A 15,293-nucleotide genomic window follows, 5' to 3' on the forward strand; every position below is an offset into this window, starting at 1 on the left:
GGCGGACCCCGTGCTCGACGACCTCGCCCCGCTGGCGGAGGCGGCGTGGATCGCGGGCTGCGAGCGGTGCCGCGCCGACCTGGTGGGCCGGTGCGAGCGGGCGGGCTTCACCCCACGGGTCGCGTTCGAGACGGACGACTACGTCGCGGTCCAGTCCCTCGTGGCGGCCGGGGTCGGGGTCTCGCTCCTGCCGGCCCTGGCGCTGCGCGCCCACCGCGACCCCCGGGTGCGGACGGACGCCCTGCCCGGGGCGGCGCGCCGGGTGCTCGCGGTCACGTACGGGGAGCGGCCCTCCCCCGGTGCGGCGGCCGTCGTCGACGGTCTGGTGCGCGCCGCGGGGTGAGGTCGCGGCGCGGGTGCGCTCCCCGGGCACGCGTGGCACGCTCGCCTCGTGCCGCAGAACACGACCCAGGGGACCGGCGCGAGCATCGCCGTGCCGGCCGACGTGCCCGAGCCGCAGCCCGTGCTGGGCGGGCTCACCGAGTCCGCGGTGTTCCTCGTCGTCAGCGCCACGGGATCGCCCGGGTCGCGCGAGCGCCTGCTGGACGTCGCGTCCTCGGTGAACGACCTGGTGCGCGCGGTCGGGTTCCGCCAGTCGGCGGCCGGGCTGACGTGCGTCGTCGGCCTGGGCGCGGCGTTCTGGGACGCGGTGCGCCCTCCCGGGGCGCCGCGGCCCGAGGGGCTCCACCCGTTCCGGGCCGTGCAGGGCGCCGTGCACGACGCGCCGTCCACCCCCGGCGACGTGCTGTTCCACGTCCGGGCCGACCGGGCCGACCTCACGTTCGAGCTGACCCGGCAGGTCATGGCCGCGCTCGGCGACGCGGTGCGCGTCGACGACCACGTGACGGGCTTCCGCTACTTCGACTCGCGCGACCTGCTCGGCTTCGTCGACGGCACCGAGAACCCGACGGGACGGTCGGCCGCCGGCGCCGCGATCATCGCGGACGGGCCCTTCGCGGGCGGGAGCCACGTCGTGGTGCAGAAGTACGTGCACGACCTCGCGGCGTGGGGCGCGCTGCCCGTCGAGGCGCAGGAGCGCATCATCGGGCGGACCAAGCTCGACGACGTCGAGCTCGCGGACGACGTGCAGCCCCCGGACTCGCACGTCTCGCTCAACACGATCGTCGACGACGACGGCACCGAGCGCGACGTCCTGCGCGACAACATGGCGTTCGGCGACCCGTCCACGGGCGAGTTCGGCACCTACTACATCGCGTACGCCGCGGACGTCGGCGTCGTGGAGCGCATGCTGGGCAACATGTTCGTGGGGAACCCGCCAGGCCGGTACGACCACATCCTCGACGTGTCCACGGCGCTGACGGGGACGTCGTTCTTCGTCCCCTCGCTCGACCTGCTCGAGTCCCTGGCCGACGGCGCCCCGGACGACCTCGGCCAGGACGCGCCCGCCGACCCGGGTCCCGCGACCGCGGAACCCGCCGCACCCCCCGCACCCGCCACCACCGCGCCCGTCGGTTCGCTCGCGATCGGGTCGCTGAAGGGAGAGCCGTCGTGAGCACCTCGGAACCGGACCTGGGCTCGGTCGTCCCCACGAGCGGCGCCGGCGCGCCCGGGGACTCGAACCTGCACCGCTGGCTCGCGCCCGTCACCGACGCGGCGTGGGAGGAGATCGCCGACGAGGCGCGGCGCACGTTCGTGCGCAACGTCGCCGGGCGGCGCGTGGTCGACGTGACGGGCCCGCTCGGCTTCGGCACGGCGTCCGCCCGCACGGGCCACGTCACCGACGTCGAGGCGCCGCACGACGGCATCCGGGCGCGCCTGCGCGACGTCGTGCCGCTCGTCGAGCTCCAGGTCCCCTTCACGGTGTCCCGGCAGGCGGTCGACGACGTCGCGCGGGGCTCCAAGGACTCGGACTGGCAGCCCGTCAAGGACGCGGCCACCGCGCTCGCACGCGCCGAGGACCGCGCCGTGTTCGAGGGGTACGCGGCCGCCGGGATCCGCGGCATCGGTCCCGGCTCGGACAACCCCCCGATCGCGGTCCCCACCGACCCGCGCGACCTGCCCGACGCCGTCGCGGCCGCGCAGACCGAGCTGCGGCTCGCGGGGGTGGAGGGCCCGTACGCGCTCGTGCTCGACGCCGACCTGTACACCGCGGTGTCCGAGACCCGCGACCACGGGTACCCGATCCGCGAGCAGCTCGAGCGCATGGTGCAGCGCGACATCGTGTGGGCGCCCGCGCTGCGCGGCGGCTACCTGCTCACCACGCGCGGCGGGGACCACGAGCTGACGATCGGGCAGGACGTGTCCATCGGCTACCTCGACCACACCGCCGACGAGGTGCGCCTCTACCTGCTCGCCTCGCTCACGTTCCAGACCTACACCGCCGAGGCGTCCGTCCACCTCAAGCGCTGACCCGCGTCCCGGGCTCGCGCCGGCCGACTCCTCCGCCGCCCGCTCAGCCCGGGAGGACGACGGCGGGCGCCGCGAGCACGAGCAGCACGACGCACACGCCCGCCACCGCCATCGACAGCGCGAACGGGGCGCGGCTGCGCGGTCGCACCACGCCCACGACCCCGGCGGCGACCGCGAGCCCGACGGCGGCCCCGCCCAGGGCCGCGCGCGCGGCGTCCGGCGCACCGGGCGGAGCGAGCACGACGAGCACCGCGGCGACGCCGAGCAGCACGGGGGCGAGCACGCTGCTCGCGCGCCGCCCGAGCCGGTGCGGCAGGCCCCGCACCCCGGTCGCGGCGTCGTCCTCGAGGTCCGGCAGCGTGTTCGCGACGTGCGCGCCCACGCCCAGCAGCGCCGCGGCCCCCACCGCCCACGGCGCGGGCCGGCCGTCCCCGGGCGCGGCGAGCACGACGAACACCGCCAGCAGGCCGAAGGAGAGCGCGTACGGGGCCCACGACCACCACGTCGCCTTGAGCAGCGCGTTGTAGGACCACGCGCTCGCGACCGCGACGACGTGCACCAGCCCCGGCACCACGCCCGTCGCGAGCGAGAGCACCACGCACGCGCCGAGGGCCACGAGCGCCGCCGTGCGCAGGGCCGCGGGCGTGACGAGACCGGTCACGACGGGCTTGTCGGCGCGCCCGACCGCGAGGTCGCGGCGCGCGTCGAGCCAGTCGTTGCTCCACCCGACCGAGAGCTGGCCGGCGAGGACCGCGAGCGCGACGAGCGTCGTCGTGCGAGCGCCGGCACCGATCCCGGCCGAGAGCGCGAGCGCGAACGCGGTGACCATCACGGTCGGCGGGAAGTGGCTCGCGACGACGAGCCCCCGCACGAGCCCCCGCGGGCGACCGGTCACCATGGCGGCAACCTAGCCCGCCGGCGGGCCCCGCGCCCGGCACCGGAGCCGTGTCCGCCATCGGCCCCCTCCCCCGCGCGGGCCGACCGGGCCGGTGGGACGATGCGGGCATGTCGCGCGTCGTCGCCGTCGGGACCTCGCTTCCCGACCATGCGTACCGCCAGGACGAGATCTCCCGGGTCACGAGCGAGCTGCTCACCGACGACCCGGTGCGCCGTGCGCTCACGCGCCGCCTGCACGCCCACGCGGGCGTGGAGACCCGTCACCTCGCGCTGCCGATCGAGGACTACGGCGGGCTGTCGTTCGGCTCGGCCAACGACACGTTCCTCGCCCTCGGCACCGACCTCGCGGAGCGCGCCTGCCGGGCCGCGCTCGACGACGCGGGGCTGCGCGCGGACGAGGTGGACCACGTCGTCCTGACGACCGTCACGGGCGTCGGCGCGCCCACGCTCGACGTCCTCGTGGCCGCCCGGCTCGGCCTGCGCACCGACGTGCGACGCACCCCGTCGTTCGGGTGGGGCTGCGCCGGGGGCGCGGCGGGGCTCGCCCGCGCGGACGACCTGCTGCGCGGGCGGCCGCGCGACGTCGCGCTCCTCGTCGCGGTCGAGCTGTGCTCCCTCACGCTGCAGCGCGGCGACCCCTCGACGGCGAACCTCGTCGCGTCGGGCCTGTTCGGCGACGGCGCGGCCGCGGCCGTCCTCGTGGGCGACGAGCACCCGCTCGCGCGGCGCCCCGGCCCGTACGGGCGGGCCGCGCGCGACGGCGGGCGGGCGCGCGGGGCGCGCGTCGTCGACTCCCGCTCGCACCTGCACCCGGGCACGACGGGCGACCTGGGGTGGCGCGTGGGCGACACGGGGTTCGAGATCGTGCTGTCCGCGCGCCTGCCGGAGCTCATCGGGGCGCACCTGCTCGGGGACGTCAAGGCGCTCCTCGCCGAGCACGACCTCGAGCCGGCCGACGTCGGCGCCTGGGTCGTGCACGCGGGCGGCCCGCGCGTCCTGGACGCCGTGCGCGACGCGCTGGGGCTGGCGGAGGAGGACCTCGCGCTGAGCCGGGCCTCGCTGCGCGACGTCGGGAACCTGTCGTCCGCGTCCGTGCTGCACGTGCTCGCCGCGACGCTCGGACGCCACCGCACGCCGTCCGGCACGCCCGCCGTCCTCATGGCCTTCGGCCCCGGGGTCAGCACCGAGCTCGTGCTCCTGCGCCTCGACGGTCGCGGGGCGCCGCGGTCGGGGGCACGCGGATGAGCCTCGCCTGGTACGTCGTGCTCGTCGGCGCCACCGCCGCCGAGCGGCTCGCGGAGCTGGTCGTGTCCGCGCGCAACGCCCGCTGGTCCTTCGCGCGCGGCGGCGTCGAGTCGGGCCGGGGGCACTTCCCCGCCATGGTCGCCCTGCACACCGGGCTCCTCGTCGCGTGCGTCGTCGAGGCGTGGCTCGCCGACCGGCCGTTCCTGCCCTGGCTGGGCTGGCCCATGCTCGTCCTCGTGCTCGCGAGCCAGGGCCTGCGCTGGTGGTGCATCGCGACGCTCGGCCCGCGGTGGAACACGCGCGTGATCGTCGTGCCCGGGCTCCCGCTCGTGGCGCGGGGCCCGTACCGGTGGCTGCGCCACCCCAACTACGTCGCGGTCGTCGTCGAAGGCGTCGCCCTCCCCCTGGTGCACTCGTGCTGGGTCACGGCGCTCGCCTTCACCGTCCTCAACGCCGTGCTCCTGGCGCGGTTCCGCATCCCCGCCGAGGAGCGCGCGCTCGCGCTCGCCACCGCGGGCGGGCCCCGCCCGGCGTCGTCGTGACCGTCGCGCGCACCGACGTGCTCGTCGTCGGCGGCGGGCCCGTCGGGCTCGCCGCCGCGCTGCACGCCCGCCGGGCCGGGTACGACGTCGTCGTGGTCGACCGCCGCGCGGGCGTCATCGACAAGGCGTGCGGCGAGGGGCTGCTGCCCGGCGCGCTCGCCGCGGTGCTCGACCTCGGCGTCGACCCGCCCGGGCACCGGCTCGCGGGCATCAGCTACCGCGACGCCGAGCGCCACGCCGACCACCCGTTCGCCGCCGGGCCGGGACGCGGCGTGCGGCGCACCGCCCTGCACGCGGCGCTGCGTCAACGCGCGCTCGCGGAGGGCGTGACGATCGAGCACGCGACCCTGCGCGCGCTGCGCCAGGACGAGCGCGGGGTGGAGGTCGCGCTCGACGCCGCGCGCGCCGAGGGCGGGGCACGCTCGGTCGTGCGTGCCGGCTGGGTGCTCGGCTGCGACGGTCTCCACTCCACCGTCCGGCGCCTCACCGGGCTCGATGCGACGCCGCGCGGGCGCGCCCGGTTCGGGCTGCGCACCCACTACTCCGTCGCCCCCTGGAGCGACCTCGTCGAGGTGCACTGGGCCCCGAACGCCGAGGCGTACGTGACCCCGGTGGGTCCCGACGTCGTCGGCGTCGCCGTGCTCACCCATCGCGCCCCCGCGAGCCGGGAGACGGGCTCCGGGCCCCGGAACGGTGCCGCCGCGGGGCTGGACGCCTTTCCCGAGCTCGCGCAGCACCTGCGCGGCGCACCGGTGCTGGGCCGCGTGCGCGGGGCCGGGCCGCTGCGTCAGCGGGCCCGACGGCGCACGGCCGGGCGCGTGCGCCTCGTCGGCGACGCGTCCGGGTACGTCGACGCGCTCACGGGCGAGGGCGTGCGCGTCGGGCTCGCCCAGGCCGACGCCGTCGTGCGCCACCTCGACGACGCCGCGGCCTACGAGCGGGCGTGGGCCCGCGCGACGCGCGACTACCGCGTCCTGACCACGGGCCTGCTCGCCTGGGCGGGCAGCCCCGCCCGCGGCGCGATCGTGCCCGCCGCGAGCGCCGCCCCGTGGCTGTACGGGGCGGTCGTCGAACGCCTCGCCCGCTGACCGCTGCTCCCGCCCGGAGCGTGTCGCGCCCGGGGACCGCTGGGAGCCGACGTCGTGTGGGTGCGGGCGGCTACGGTGCCGCCCATGACCTCGCTCGACCTGCACGTCGTCCCCGACCGCTTCCTCCTCGGGCACGTCCCGGGTGCCACGTTCCCCGAGGACGACGAGTGGGTGGCGCTCGTGCGCGCCCCGGAGGGGCTCACGGTCGTGCGGCACGCGTCGCCGTTCGACGAGGCCGAGCGGTGGGCCGGGTTCTACGGCTCGGCCCACGGGCTGGAGACGACGGGCGTCCTCGCGTCCGTCGTCGGCCCGCTCGCCGAGGCGGGCATCCCCGTCTTCGTCGCGTCCACGTTCCACGCCGACCTCGTGCTCGTGCCCGAGGCGCGCCTCGACCCGGCGACGCGCGCGCTGCGCGACGCCGGGCACGCCGTCGCCAGCCCCCGCTGAGGCCTGCGCCGGTCCCCGCTGAAGCCTCCGCCAGGGCGTGCGTCAGTCGCGCGTCACCGCCGCGGCAGCGGCGAGGAGGTCGCGCGCGCGCTCGCGGGTGAGGAACGCCAGCACCGCGTCCTTCTCCCCCACGCGCACGCGGTCGGCGACCTCGAAGCCGAGCGCGCGCATCCGGGCGTGGGCGCGCGCGTTCGCCGCGTCCGGCTCCACCACGACGCGGTCCACGCGCGCGTCGGCGAAGCAGAACGCGACGAGCAGCGGGCCGACCGCGCCCCACAGGTCCGCGCCCCGGGGCCCGCGCGCCCCGAGCAGGAAGTGCGCGCCGACGTCGCCCGGCCGCACCGGGTACGCCTCGCCGACCGGGTCGTGCTCCGGCTCGTACGTCTGGAGCAGCGCCACGGGCGCGTCGTCCCACCGCACGAGGAACGCGTGGTGCGTGGGCAGCGAGCCGACGTACGCGTACAGGTCGCGCAGCTCCGCCCGGGACAGCTCCGCGAGCCCCCAGAAGCGCGCCCACGGCCGGGTCACCCAGTCGTGCAGCACGTCGAGGTCGGCAACGGGGTCGAGCACGCGCAGCGTCAGCCGGCCACCGGCCGGGGCCTCGTGCGTCACCAGGAGCTCGCCCGGCACCCCCGTCAGCAGCCGCCTGCTTGCGAGGGGAGCGACGTCGGCAGCGGGCGCGGGGAGGTCGGCCTCGTCACCCGGTCCGGTCGGCACGTCGGGGCGGGTCGCGGTCCTCGCGGGGGTCGTCATCGGGTCTCCTCGTGGCGCAGCAGGGTCCAGTCGGTCACGACCGGGACGGTCTCGGCGTCGGCCCATGCGGCGAGCTGGTCGGCGAAGTGTGGCGAGCGCGGGTCCCCGCTCGCGCCGAACGGCACGCCCCACCGGCTCGCGCCGCGGTCGTCCAGGTCCCACACCCACCGCGCGACCGACCCGCGCACGCACACGTCGCTGATCCCGGGCACGCTCACGGTGCAGCGCACGGTGTCCGTGTCCCCGGCGAGCGGCAGCGACGGCACGCGCGGCACCGCGGCGCCCGGCACGTCCAGGAGCACGTGCAGGCCGAGCACACGGTGGGTGTCGCCCCACACGGGCGCGGCCCCCGTCGGCCTCGGGTCTCTCGTGTCGTGGTCGTCCGCGTCCCCGAGCCCGCGGACCACCTCGCCCAGCGCGCCCCACGCCTCGCCCGCACCGTCGATCCCCAGCCAGTCAGCACCGAGCAGTGCTGGCAGGGCGTCCGCGACGCGCGCCGTGACCGAGAGCCACGGGGTGAAGACCGGGTCGAGCCCGTGCGGCACGTGCAGGGGCGCGAGCGCCGGGTGCGCGGCGACCCGGCGCGCGAGCGCAGCGCGCCACGCGGCGAACAGGGCCGCGTCGGCGCTGTCGGAGTCCATGCGGCGGTCCCACGCGCGCAGGCGGCGGGCCGCCCGGACCGACCGGAGGTCGCGCCCGTCCGCGGACCCACCGACGGCCCCGGGGGTGCGCTCGCCACCGGCCTCTTCGCCCGAGGGCCCGGAGCCCGCGGTCTGGTCGAGCCAGCGCAGCAGCTCGTCCGCGGCGCCGAGCCGCGTGTCCGCGTGCACGCGCGACTGGTCCGCGGCCGTCCCGTCGCCACCGGCCGCGTCGAGCAGCGCGCGGATGCGCCGCGCGCGGTGGGGTGGTGCGTAGGTGTGGCCGAGGTCGATCTCCGGGCGCGCGGGGCGCTCGTTCGCGTCGACCGCGACGTCCTCCACGACCACGGGACCGGGCGGGACGACCCAGGGGCGGGCGCGCGCGGCGTCGGACCACGCCGGCAGCGGCAGGGTCCGGTCCGCCACGTCCCGGTGCGGCACGCGGCCGGCGGTGACCGACAGCACCGTGTCCCGGTCCGCCGCCAGGACGCGGTCCACCGGGTCGACCCACGTCGCGAACGCGTCCGTGACGTCGCGCGCCGAGCGGGCGCGCAGCAGCCGCCGCCACGCGGCGACGCCGAGGTCGGCGTCGACGCGCGCGGGCAGGCGGACCGCGAACGTGCGGTCGGGCTCGTCCGGGCCGCCGGTCACGACGACGCCGCGCGCCGTCTCGACCGTCTCCACCCGGTGCTCCACGGGCCCGCCGGCGGCGCGCACGCGCACGGTCGCGACGACGACGTCCGCGCGCTCCGGCCCGTCCGGCCCGAGCGCCTCGACCCCGCCGTCGGCGGTCCGTCGCAGCCGCTCGGCGACGACGTCGACGTGGTGCGCCATCGCGTTCGTCACGCCCCAGGCCGCGGCCCCGGCATGGCCGAAGTGCGGGAGCCCGGGCACGCCCGGGAACGCGAGACCCACGACGTCGAAGTCGTCGCACGCGAGCCGCACCTGCTGGTAGACCCCAGGCAGCTCGAGCAGGCGGTGCGGGTCGCCCGCGAGGAGCGGCGCCCCGCTCCGGGTTCGTCCGCCCGCGAGCGCCCACGCGTTCGACCCCGAGCCGGGGCCGCCGTCCACGGCGAGCAGGTCGAGCACGTCGGTGAGCGGCACGTCGGGCCGCGACCGTGCGACGGCGGACCCGAGCGTGCGGGCGACGTGGTCGCGCCACAGCACGTGCGGGAAGCCGGAGAAGAGGACGTGCGCGACGAGGAACACGCCGAGCGGCGCCCACGCGGGCCACGGCTCGTGCGGCGGCAGGTCGCCCCCGCCGGGCCGTCCCGGGTCGGCGAGCGCGTGCAGCTCGGGCACGTCGCGTCCCCGCGCCAGGCCCTCGTTGACGCCCGCGGTGTACGCGTCGACCCAGGCGCGGTCGTCGTCCCCGAGCGCCGCGTAGGCGCGGCGCGCGGTGTCGGCGAGGCGCACGCGGTGGGCGAACCGGTCCCAGGCGAGGCCGGGCTCGCCGAGGCGCTCGGCGAGGCGGCCCTCGGCGCGCCACCGGTCGACCTCGATCTGCCAGCCGCGGTCGAGCGCGGTGACGTACCCCTGGCCGCGCGCGAGGGAGAGCTCGTCGGCGGCGCGCACGTGCGGGACGCCCCAGGCGTCGCGGTGCACGGCGAACCCGGCGGGCGGGACGACCGGCACCCCCGGAGCGCCCACGTCAGGCGTCCCGTGCGGCGGGGTTGGCGAGGGTGCCCGCGTACAGGAGGGACGCGGACTGGTCGGCGAGGTCGACCATCTGGAGCGTGTTGCGCAGCTGGAGCCGGTTGAGGCACGAGTGCGCGAACCGGGGTGCGCGCAGGTCGACGCCGCTGCGCAGGTCCGGGTGGTCGGCGCGGTGGGCGTCGAGGCACTCGGCGACGAGGCGCCAGAACCGGTCCTCGGGCAGCACCCCGTCCCCGGCGAGGATCGCGGCGAGGTGGCGCAGGACGCCGTCGTAGACGTCGGTGAAGACCGCGAGCGCCTTCTCCTCGTCGTCGACGACGGCGCGCACGCGCTCGACCCCGGGCGGGAGCGGCGCGTCCCCGAGGACGGCGACCTCCTCGCCGACGTCCTTCATGACCGCGCGGACGACGACGTGGTCGCGAAGGACGAGGATGAGGTTCTCCCCGTGCGGCATGAACGCGAGGTCGTGCGCGAGCAGGGCGTGGGCGAGGGGCCGCAGGTAGGCGTCGAGGTAGGCGCGCACCCAGTCGGCGGGGTCGAGCCCGGAGGCCCGCACGAGCGCGGTCGCGTGGGCGGCGCCGTCGGGGTCGCGGTGCAGGAGCGAGGCCATGGTGGCCAGGCGCTCCCCGGGTGCGGTGCGCGGCACGGGGCTCTCGCGCCACAGCGCGGCGAGCATCTTGCGGTGCGCGGACGGGGTCGTGGTGCGGTGGTAGACGTCGCCGGTGTACCCGATCGAGGCGAGCTCGCGCAGCACGGTGAAGCCACGCCCGCCGAGCTCCGGGTCGGCGGCGACGAGGTCGGCCACCCAGTCGTTGATCGCCGGGGTGTCGCGCATGTAGGCGGGCGACAGCCCGCGCAGGAACCCCATGTTCTGGATCGCGAGCGCGACCTTGACGTAGTGGCGGCCGGGCCGGGTGAGGTTGAACAGCGTCCGGATCGACTGCTGCGGCTGGTACTCGTCGGCTCCCTGGCCGACCGGGACGAGGTCGCCGCGCGCGACGTCGGCGGCGAACGTGATGGGGACGCGGTGCTCCCACTGCCACGGGTGCACGGGCAGGTAGAGGTAGTCGGCCGGGTCGAGGCCGCGCGCGGCGAGCCGGTCGGCGAACGCGGCGCGCTCGTCGGGCGTGAGCTCGGCCCCGTAGTGCGTCTCCTCGTCGAGCCCCGCTCCCAGCGCGAGGTGCGTGTGCGCGCGCCGTGCGGCGAGCCACACGAGGCGCACGCGCCCGCCGTTCTCGGGCGCGTACGCCCGGTACTCCGCGAGACCGAACCCGATGCGCCCGTTGTTGGCGACGAACCCCGGGTGCCCCTCGGTCATCGCGGCCTCGACCTCCTGGAAGGAGGCGCCCATCAGGTCGACGGCGCTCGGGCCGCCGGTGCGCTCGTACCGCTCGGTCTTGGCGGTCGCGCTCGCGAGCGTCGACGACACCTCCTCGAGGTAGGTGGCGAGCAGGTCGTCGGGGATGTGGAGGTCGGGCTGGAGCTCGACGACGAGGTCGAGCGCGTCGACGGGCAGGTCGCGCGGCGTGCCCACCGGCCCCGGGGGCACGGCGGTGCGGCGGATCGACGCCTCGTCGAGCACCCAGTGCTCCAGCGCGTAGCGGCGTGCGACGAAGCGGTACTCGACGGCGCCGCCCGCGACGGGCAGGACGTACTCGCCGGGGCCGTTCGCCTCGACCGGCCCGACCTCGGCGCACGGCGCGAGCAGGCGCTCGTGCGTGAGCTCGGCGATCGCCTTGGCGACGAGGTGGCGGTGCGCCCGGTCGGCCAGGTCGGGCCGCAGGTGCGGGGCGAGGTCCACGCCGTCGCCCAGCGGGCTCGTGTCCAGGTCGGCGCGGGTCGCGACCGCGAGGTGCGCCGTCTTGCCCGGCAGCTCGAGCTCGCGCAGCACGCGGAACCCGGCCGCGGCGTTCTTCGCCGCGATCGCGGCGTTGCGCACGTCCGGCTCGACGACGACACGCCGCCCCCCGCGCCCGGCGGGGTCGAGGCAGAACCGCACGACGGCGCCCATCACCGCGGACGTGAACCCGCTGCGCGCGGGTCCGGCGGGCGGCGCGACGAGCAGGTGCATCCCCACGTCGCCCGGCTCGAGGAGCGCGACGGCGGCGGGGACGTCGGCGAGCGTGACGCGCGCCGGGTCGTAGGTCTCGACGAGGAACGCGGGCTCGCCGTCGACGCGCCCGAGCCACGCGTCCTGGTGCGGGTCGGCGGCGACCTCGGCGAGGTAGGCGCGCACGCCGTCCACGTCGAGGTGGCCGAGCTGCCAGAACGCCGAGCGCGGGTGGGCGAGCCAGCCCTGCACGAGCGCGGCGTCGCGCGCCGGGTCGACGGCGTCGAGCGAGACGTCCGCTCGGCCCGCGCCGAGGCGGACCCGCACCGCGAACGCGGGGTCCGGGGTCGCGGCCGGGGCGCGGTCGCCCGTCGGGACCGCGGACGGCGGCGGGGTGGTGGTCACCGTGCTCATCGGGCCTCCCCTCCTGCGCGCTCGCCGGCGGGCACGGGCGCGCCCGCAGGGTGCGTGGCGGCAGACGTGGCCGCGTCGTCGGGCAGGCCGAACGTCTGGAAGGCGATGCGCTCCTCCACCGGGTACACCTCGCGCCCCGTGACGGTGCGCAGCACCACGGCGTTGCGCCACGCGGCGAACCCGAGGTCCGGCGCGGTGATGCCGTGCGTGTGCTCCTCGCCGTTGAGCACGTGCACGCGGCGCGCTTCGTCGACCGTGTAGTCGCGCGCGACGTCGAACCGCCCGAGCTCGTCGAACCGGAGCAGGTGGCGCACGGGGGCGAGGAACGCGGGCACCGCCGCGGCGTATCCCGTCGCGGCGACGAGCGCGCGCGTGCGGCGCTCGACCTCGACGCCGAGCTGGGCGTGGCGCAGGCGCAGCACGTACTCCCCCGCCGCACCGGCCTCCGGCTCGTAGCGCGCGGCCACGACCTCGGTGTCCGTGAGCAGCGTCGTCGGCACCGGGTGGTCCAGGCTCAGCCGGTACAGGGTGTCGTAGATCTCGTCCACGAGGTCGCCGCTGATCCCCTTGTACAGGCCGCGCTGCTCGCGACCGAGGAGCTGGCGCAGCTCGAGCGGCAGCGCGTGGAAGTGGTCGGTGTACTCCGGCGACGTCATCTCGAGCGTGAGCTTGGTGTACTCCATGGGGAAGAAGCGCGGCGAGCGCGTCACCCAGTCCAGCCGGTACCCGGGGCCGTGCGCGCCGCCGTGCACGCCGTCGAGCAGGTCGCGGTACACCTCGGCGGCCGACTGTCCGCTGCCGACGACCGTGACCGACCCGGAGGCGGCGAGCGCGTCGCGGTGCGGCAGGTACTGGGCGCTGTGCACGAGCGGCCCGGCACCCGGGTGCTCGCCGCGCGCGACCTCGTCCGCGAGCGCCCGCAGCGCGGGCGGCAGCACCGGGGCGGTGCCGACGCCGAGCACGAGGTGGCGACCCCGGTGCTCCTCGGTACCTGTGACGGCGCCGTCCGCGTCGAGGACCTCGGCCCGCACGACGAACGTGTCGGCGACCGCGTCGTGCTCGACGGCGACGACGCGCCGCGACCAGCGCAGCGAGGTCAGCCGCGCCGCGACCCAGCGGCAGTAGGCGTCGTACTCGGCGCGCAGCGGGTAGAACGACTCGCGGATGTAGAACGGGTAGAGCCGGCCCGTGGCCTTGAGGAACGCGAGGAACGAGTACGGCGACGTGGGGTCCGCCATGGTGACGAGGTCCGCGAGGAACGGGACCTGGATCGTCGCGCCCTCGATCATCATGCCGGGGTGCCAGCGGAACTCCGGCGCGGCGTCGAGGAAGACGGCGTCGACGTCGTCGAGCGGCGCGGACAGCGCGGCGAGGCCGAGGTTGAACGGCCCGATGCCCACCCCGACGACGTCCCGCACGCGGGCAGGGTCGTGGCTCGCCGCGTCGTGGTTCACCGGGTCGTGGCTCACGGTCGCGGCGCTCATCGGGCCACCGCCCCGACCGTCGCGAGCGAGGCGACCAGGTCCGCGGCGTGCGCGTCGTCGCCGTCCTCGTCGCCCAGCAGCGCGTCGCGCTCGACGAGCGCCTGCGCGGTCGTGCGCACGAGGTCGAGCACGTGGCGCACGTCGGCGAGGGTGCCCGTCGGGTTGAGGAGCGTGAGCTTGAGGCACGGGACGCCGTCGAGCACGGTCTTGGCGACGATCGCGCGCCCCGACTCGAAGAGCACGCGCCGCACGAGCGGGACGAGCCGGTCGGCGTGCTCCGCGGCCAGGCCCGGCGGCTCGTAGCGGAACAAGACGGTGGACAGGTCGGTGCGCCCGAGGACGCGCAGGTCGGGGTCGTGGGCGAGGTCGGCGTGCACCGCCGCGGCGAGGTCGCACACCGCGTCGACCATCGCACCGATCCCGTCGGGGCCGAGCGCGCGCAGCGTCGCCCAGAGCTTGAGCGCGTCGAAGCGCCGGGTCGTCTGGAGCGACACGTCGACCTGGTTGGGCTCGGCGTTCTCGCGCGGGTTGAGGTAGTCCGCGTGGTGGGCGACGCGCTCCAGGTCGGCGCGGTCGCGCACGATCAGGGCGCTCGCGGACACGGGCTGGAAGAAGGCCTTGTGGTAGTCGACGGTCACCGACCGCGACCGCTCGATCCCGTCGAGCAGGTGCCGGCGCGTCGGGGACACGAGCAGCCCGCAGCCGTACGCGGCGTCGACGTGCAGCCACACGTCCGTCGCGTCGCACACGTCCGCGACCGCCGCGAGGGGGTCCACGCAGCCGCGGTCGGTCGTGCCCGCGGTCGCGACGACCGCCATGACGAGGTCGCCCGCCGCGCGCACCGCGCCGACCGCCGCCGCGAGCGCCGCGGGGTCGAGGCGGCCGTCGGCGTCGGACGCGACGTGGACCACGGCGTCGTCGGCCAGGCCGAGCAGGAGGGCCGAGCGGGCCACGCTGAAGTGGCTCGACGCGGCCGCGAGGACGCGCAGGCGCGGCAGCACGGCCGACCGCCCGGGTCCGCCCGCGCGGGCCGCGCGCTCGACGGCGCGTTCCCGGGCGAGGAAGAGCGCGTGCAGGTTGGACTGCGTGCCTCCGGAGGTGAGCACGCCGTCGCCGGCGGCGTACCCGACCCGGCGCGCGGTCCACGCGACGACGCGGCGCTCCATGAGGGTCGCCACCGTCGACTGGTCGAACGTGTCGACGGACGTGTTGATCGCCGCGAGCATCGCCTCGGCGCCGACGGCGGGCAGCGCGACCGGGCAGTTGAGGTGGGCGGCGTACGCGGGGTCGTGGAACCACACGGCGTGGGTCGCGTAGAGGTCGGCTGCCTCGCGCAGCGCGGCGTCGGTGCCGAGGCCCGGGGCGTCGAGGTCGACCGCGTCGACGAGCTCCGCGAGGTGGGCGCGGCTCGCGCCCGACCAGGGCTGGGTGACCGCGGCCGCGCGCGCCGCGACGTCGTCGACGACGGCGTGCAGGGTGCTCGCGTAGTCGCCCGCGGTCGCGCCCGTGAGCAGGGCCGGGGCGGTCGAGGTACCGTGCGCGGGCGCGACGGATCGTGCTGAGAGCATGCGAGGCTCCAAGTACGGGGAGAGGACCGCCACGGATCGCAGCGGGACAACCTGAGGTTTGCCTTGCCTAACCTAGCGCAGCGACGGCGGTCGTCAAGAGTGACCTGCGCCACGCCGCCGTGGACGCGCGGGCGCCGCGGC

13 protein-coding genes are annotated in these 15,293 nt (G+C 77.2%); 7 read left to right on the forward strand and 6 right to left on the reverse strand.

All coding sequences use genetic code 11. The features are described from left to right. The 3 genes from A0J59_RS12620 to A0J59_RS12630 form a co-directional block, all read left to right on the forward strand. On the forward strand, window positions 1-343 hold a 343-nt coding region (locus A0J59_RS12620), incomplete at its 5' end, for a LysR substrate-binding domain-containing protein (protein ID WP_255365185.1). Window positions 344-391: 48 nt separating this feature from the next. Continuing rightward, window positions 392-1,513, forward strand: a complete 1,122-nt coding sequence (locus A0J59_RS12625; protein WP_255365186.1) for a Dyp-type peroxidase — start codon at window positions 392-394, stop codon at window positions 1,511-1,513. Then, window positions 1,510-2,370 (forward strand): family 1 encapsulin nanocompartment shell protein, encoded by an 861-nt coding sequence (locus tag A0J59_RS12630; RefSeq protein WP_255365187.1) that lies wholly within the window; start codon window positions 1,510-1,512, stop codon window positions 2,368-2,370. Before A0J59_RS12625 ends, A0J59_RS12630 begins: the two co-directional genes overlap by 4 nt. A 43-nt stretch (window positions 2,371-2,413) precedes the next feature. Here the strand turns inward: A0J59_RS12630 and A0J59_RS12635 are convergent, their stop codons facing one another. Further along, window positions 2,414-3,268, reverse strand: coding sequence for a UbiA family prenyltransferase (locus A0J59_RS12635; RefSeq protein WP_047233350.1), 855 nt, complete (start codon window positions 3,266-3,268; stop codon window positions 2,414-2,416). A gap of 107 nt (window positions 3,269-3,375) precedes the next feature. Between A0J59_RS12635 and A0J59_RS12640 the strand changes: the two genes are divergently transcribed. The 4 genes from A0J59_RS12640 (at window position 3,376) to A0J59_RS12655 (ending at window position 6,589) form a co-directional block, all read left to right on the forward strand. Further along, window positions 3,376-4,512 (forward strand): type III polyketide synthase, encoded by a 1,137-nt coding sequence (locus A0J59_RS12640; protein ID WP_053370833.1) that lies wholly within the window; start codon window positions 3,376-3,378, stop codon window positions 4,510-4,512. Next, the gene (locus A0J59_RS12645; RefSeq protein ID WP_064316333.1) at window positions 4,509-5,054 is read left to right on the forward strand and encodes an isoprenylcysteine carboxyl methyltransferase family protein; all 546 of its coding nucleotides are present in this window, start codon (window positions 4,509-4,511) and stop codon (window positions 5,052-5,054) included. Before A0J59_RS12640 ends, A0J59_RS12645 begins: the two co-directional genes overlap by 4 nt. Continuing rightward, entirely contained in the window at window positions 5,051-6,142 is a 1,092-nt protein-coding gene (locus A0J59_RS12650) for an NAD(P)/FAD-dependent oxidoreductase (protein ID WP_064316334.1), read from the forward strand. The genes A0J59_RS12645 and A0J59_RS12650 overlap by 4 nt, the downstream gene beginning before the upstream one ends. An 84-nt stretch (window positions 6,143-6,226) precedes the next feature. Next, window positions 6,227-6,589, forward strand: coding sequence for an ACT domain-containing protein (locus A0J59_RS12655; RefSeq protein ID WP_064316335.1), 363 nt, complete (start codon window positions 6,227-6,229; stop codon window positions 6,587-6,589). Window positions 6,590-6,631: 42 nt separating this feature from the next. Here the strand turns inward: A0J59_RS12655 and A0J59_RS12660 are convergent, their stop codons facing one another. The 5 genes from A0J59_RS12660 to A0J59_RS12680 are packed head-to-tail and all read right to left on the reverse strand — an operon-like array spanning window position 6,632 to window position 15,152. Then, window positions 6,632-7,342 carry a GNAT family N-acetyltransferase gene (locus tag A0J59_RS12660; RefSeq protein ID WP_082919002.1) on the reverse strand — a complete coding sequence of 237 codons (711 nt, stop codon included), beginning with the start codon at window positions 7,340-7,342 and terminating at the stop codon, window positions 6,632-6,634. Continuing rightward, on the reverse strand, window positions 7,339-9,630 hold the full coding sequence (locus A0J59_RS12665; RefSeq protein WP_064316336.1) for a penicillin acylase family protein: 2,292 nt from the start codon (window positions 9,628-9,630) through the stop codon (window positions 7,339-7,341). The genes A0J59_RS12660 and A0J59_RS12665 overlap by 4 nt, the downstream gene beginning before the upstream one ends. Window position 9,631: 1 nt before the next feature. Beyond that, a complete protein-coding gene (locus A0J59_RS12670; protein ID WP_082919003.1) occupies window positions 9,632-12,100 on the reverse strand; it encodes a GNAT family N-acetyltransferase in 2,469 nt (822 codons plus the stop codon). Further along, window positions 12,097-13,584 carry a lysine N(6)-hydroxylase/L-ornithine N(5)-oxygenase family protein gene (locus A0J59_RS12675; RefSeq protein WP_082919004.1) on the reverse strand — a complete coding sequence of 496 codons (1,488 nt, stop codon included), beginning with the start codon at window positions 13,582-13,584 and terminating at the stop codon, window positions 12,097-12,099. Before A0J59_RS12675 ends, A0J59_RS12670 begins: the two co-directional genes overlap by 4 nt. Continuing rightward, a complete protein-coding gene (locus A0J59_RS12680; protein WP_082919005.1) occupies window positions 13,581-15,152 on the reverse strand; it encodes a pyridoxal-dependent decarboxylase in 1,572 nt (523 codons plus the stop codon). Before A0J59_RS12680 ends, A0J59_RS12675 begins: the two co-directional genes overlap by 4 nt. Window positions 15,153-15,293 lie beyond the last annotated feature (141 nt).

The organism is Cellulosimicrobium sp. I38E, from assembly GCF_001647255.1.
GTDB lineage: Bacteria > Actinomycetota > Actinomycetes > Actinomycetales > Cellulomonadaceae > Cellulosimicrobium > Cellulosimicrobium cellulans_E.

What these genes read in the sequence shown, in the direction of transcription:
- A0J59_RS12670 (WP_082919003.1), bottom strand. Translation starts at nt 12,100, where the DNA reads ATGAGCACGGTGACCACCACCCCGCCGCCGTCCGCGGTCCCGACGGGC.
- A0J59_RS12675 (WP_082919004.1), bottom strand. Translation starts at nt 13,584, where the DNA reads ATGAGCGCCGCGACCGTGAGCCACGACCCGGTGAACCACGACGCGGCG.
- A0J59_RS12680 (WP_082919005.1), bottom strand. Translation starts at nt 15,152, where the DNA reads ATGCTCTCAGCACGATCCGTCGCGCCCGCGCACGGTACCTCGACCGCC.
- A0J59_RS12635 (WP_047233350.1), bottom strand. Translation starts at nt 3,268, where the DNA reads ATGGTGACCGGTCGCCCGCGGGGGCTCGTGCGGGGGCTCGTCGTCGCG.
- A0J59_RS12640 (WP_053370833.1), top strand. Translation starts at nt 3,376, where the DNA reads ATGTCGCGCGTCGTCGCCGTCGGGACCTCGCTTCCCGACCATGCGTAC.
- A0J59_RS12645 (WP_064316333.1), top strand. Translation starts at nt 4,509, where the DNA reads ATGAGCCTCGCCTGGTACGTCGTGCTCGTCGGCGCCACCGCCGCCGAG.
- A0J59_RS12655 (WP_064316335.1), top strand. Translation starts at nt 6,227, where the DNA reads ATGACCTCGCTCGACCTGCACGTCGTCCCCGACCGCTTCCTCCTCGGG.
- A0J59_RS12660 (WP_082919002.1), bottom strand. Translation starts at nt 7,342, where the DNA reads ATGACGACCCCCGCGAGGACCGCGACCCGCCCCGACGTGCCGACCGGA.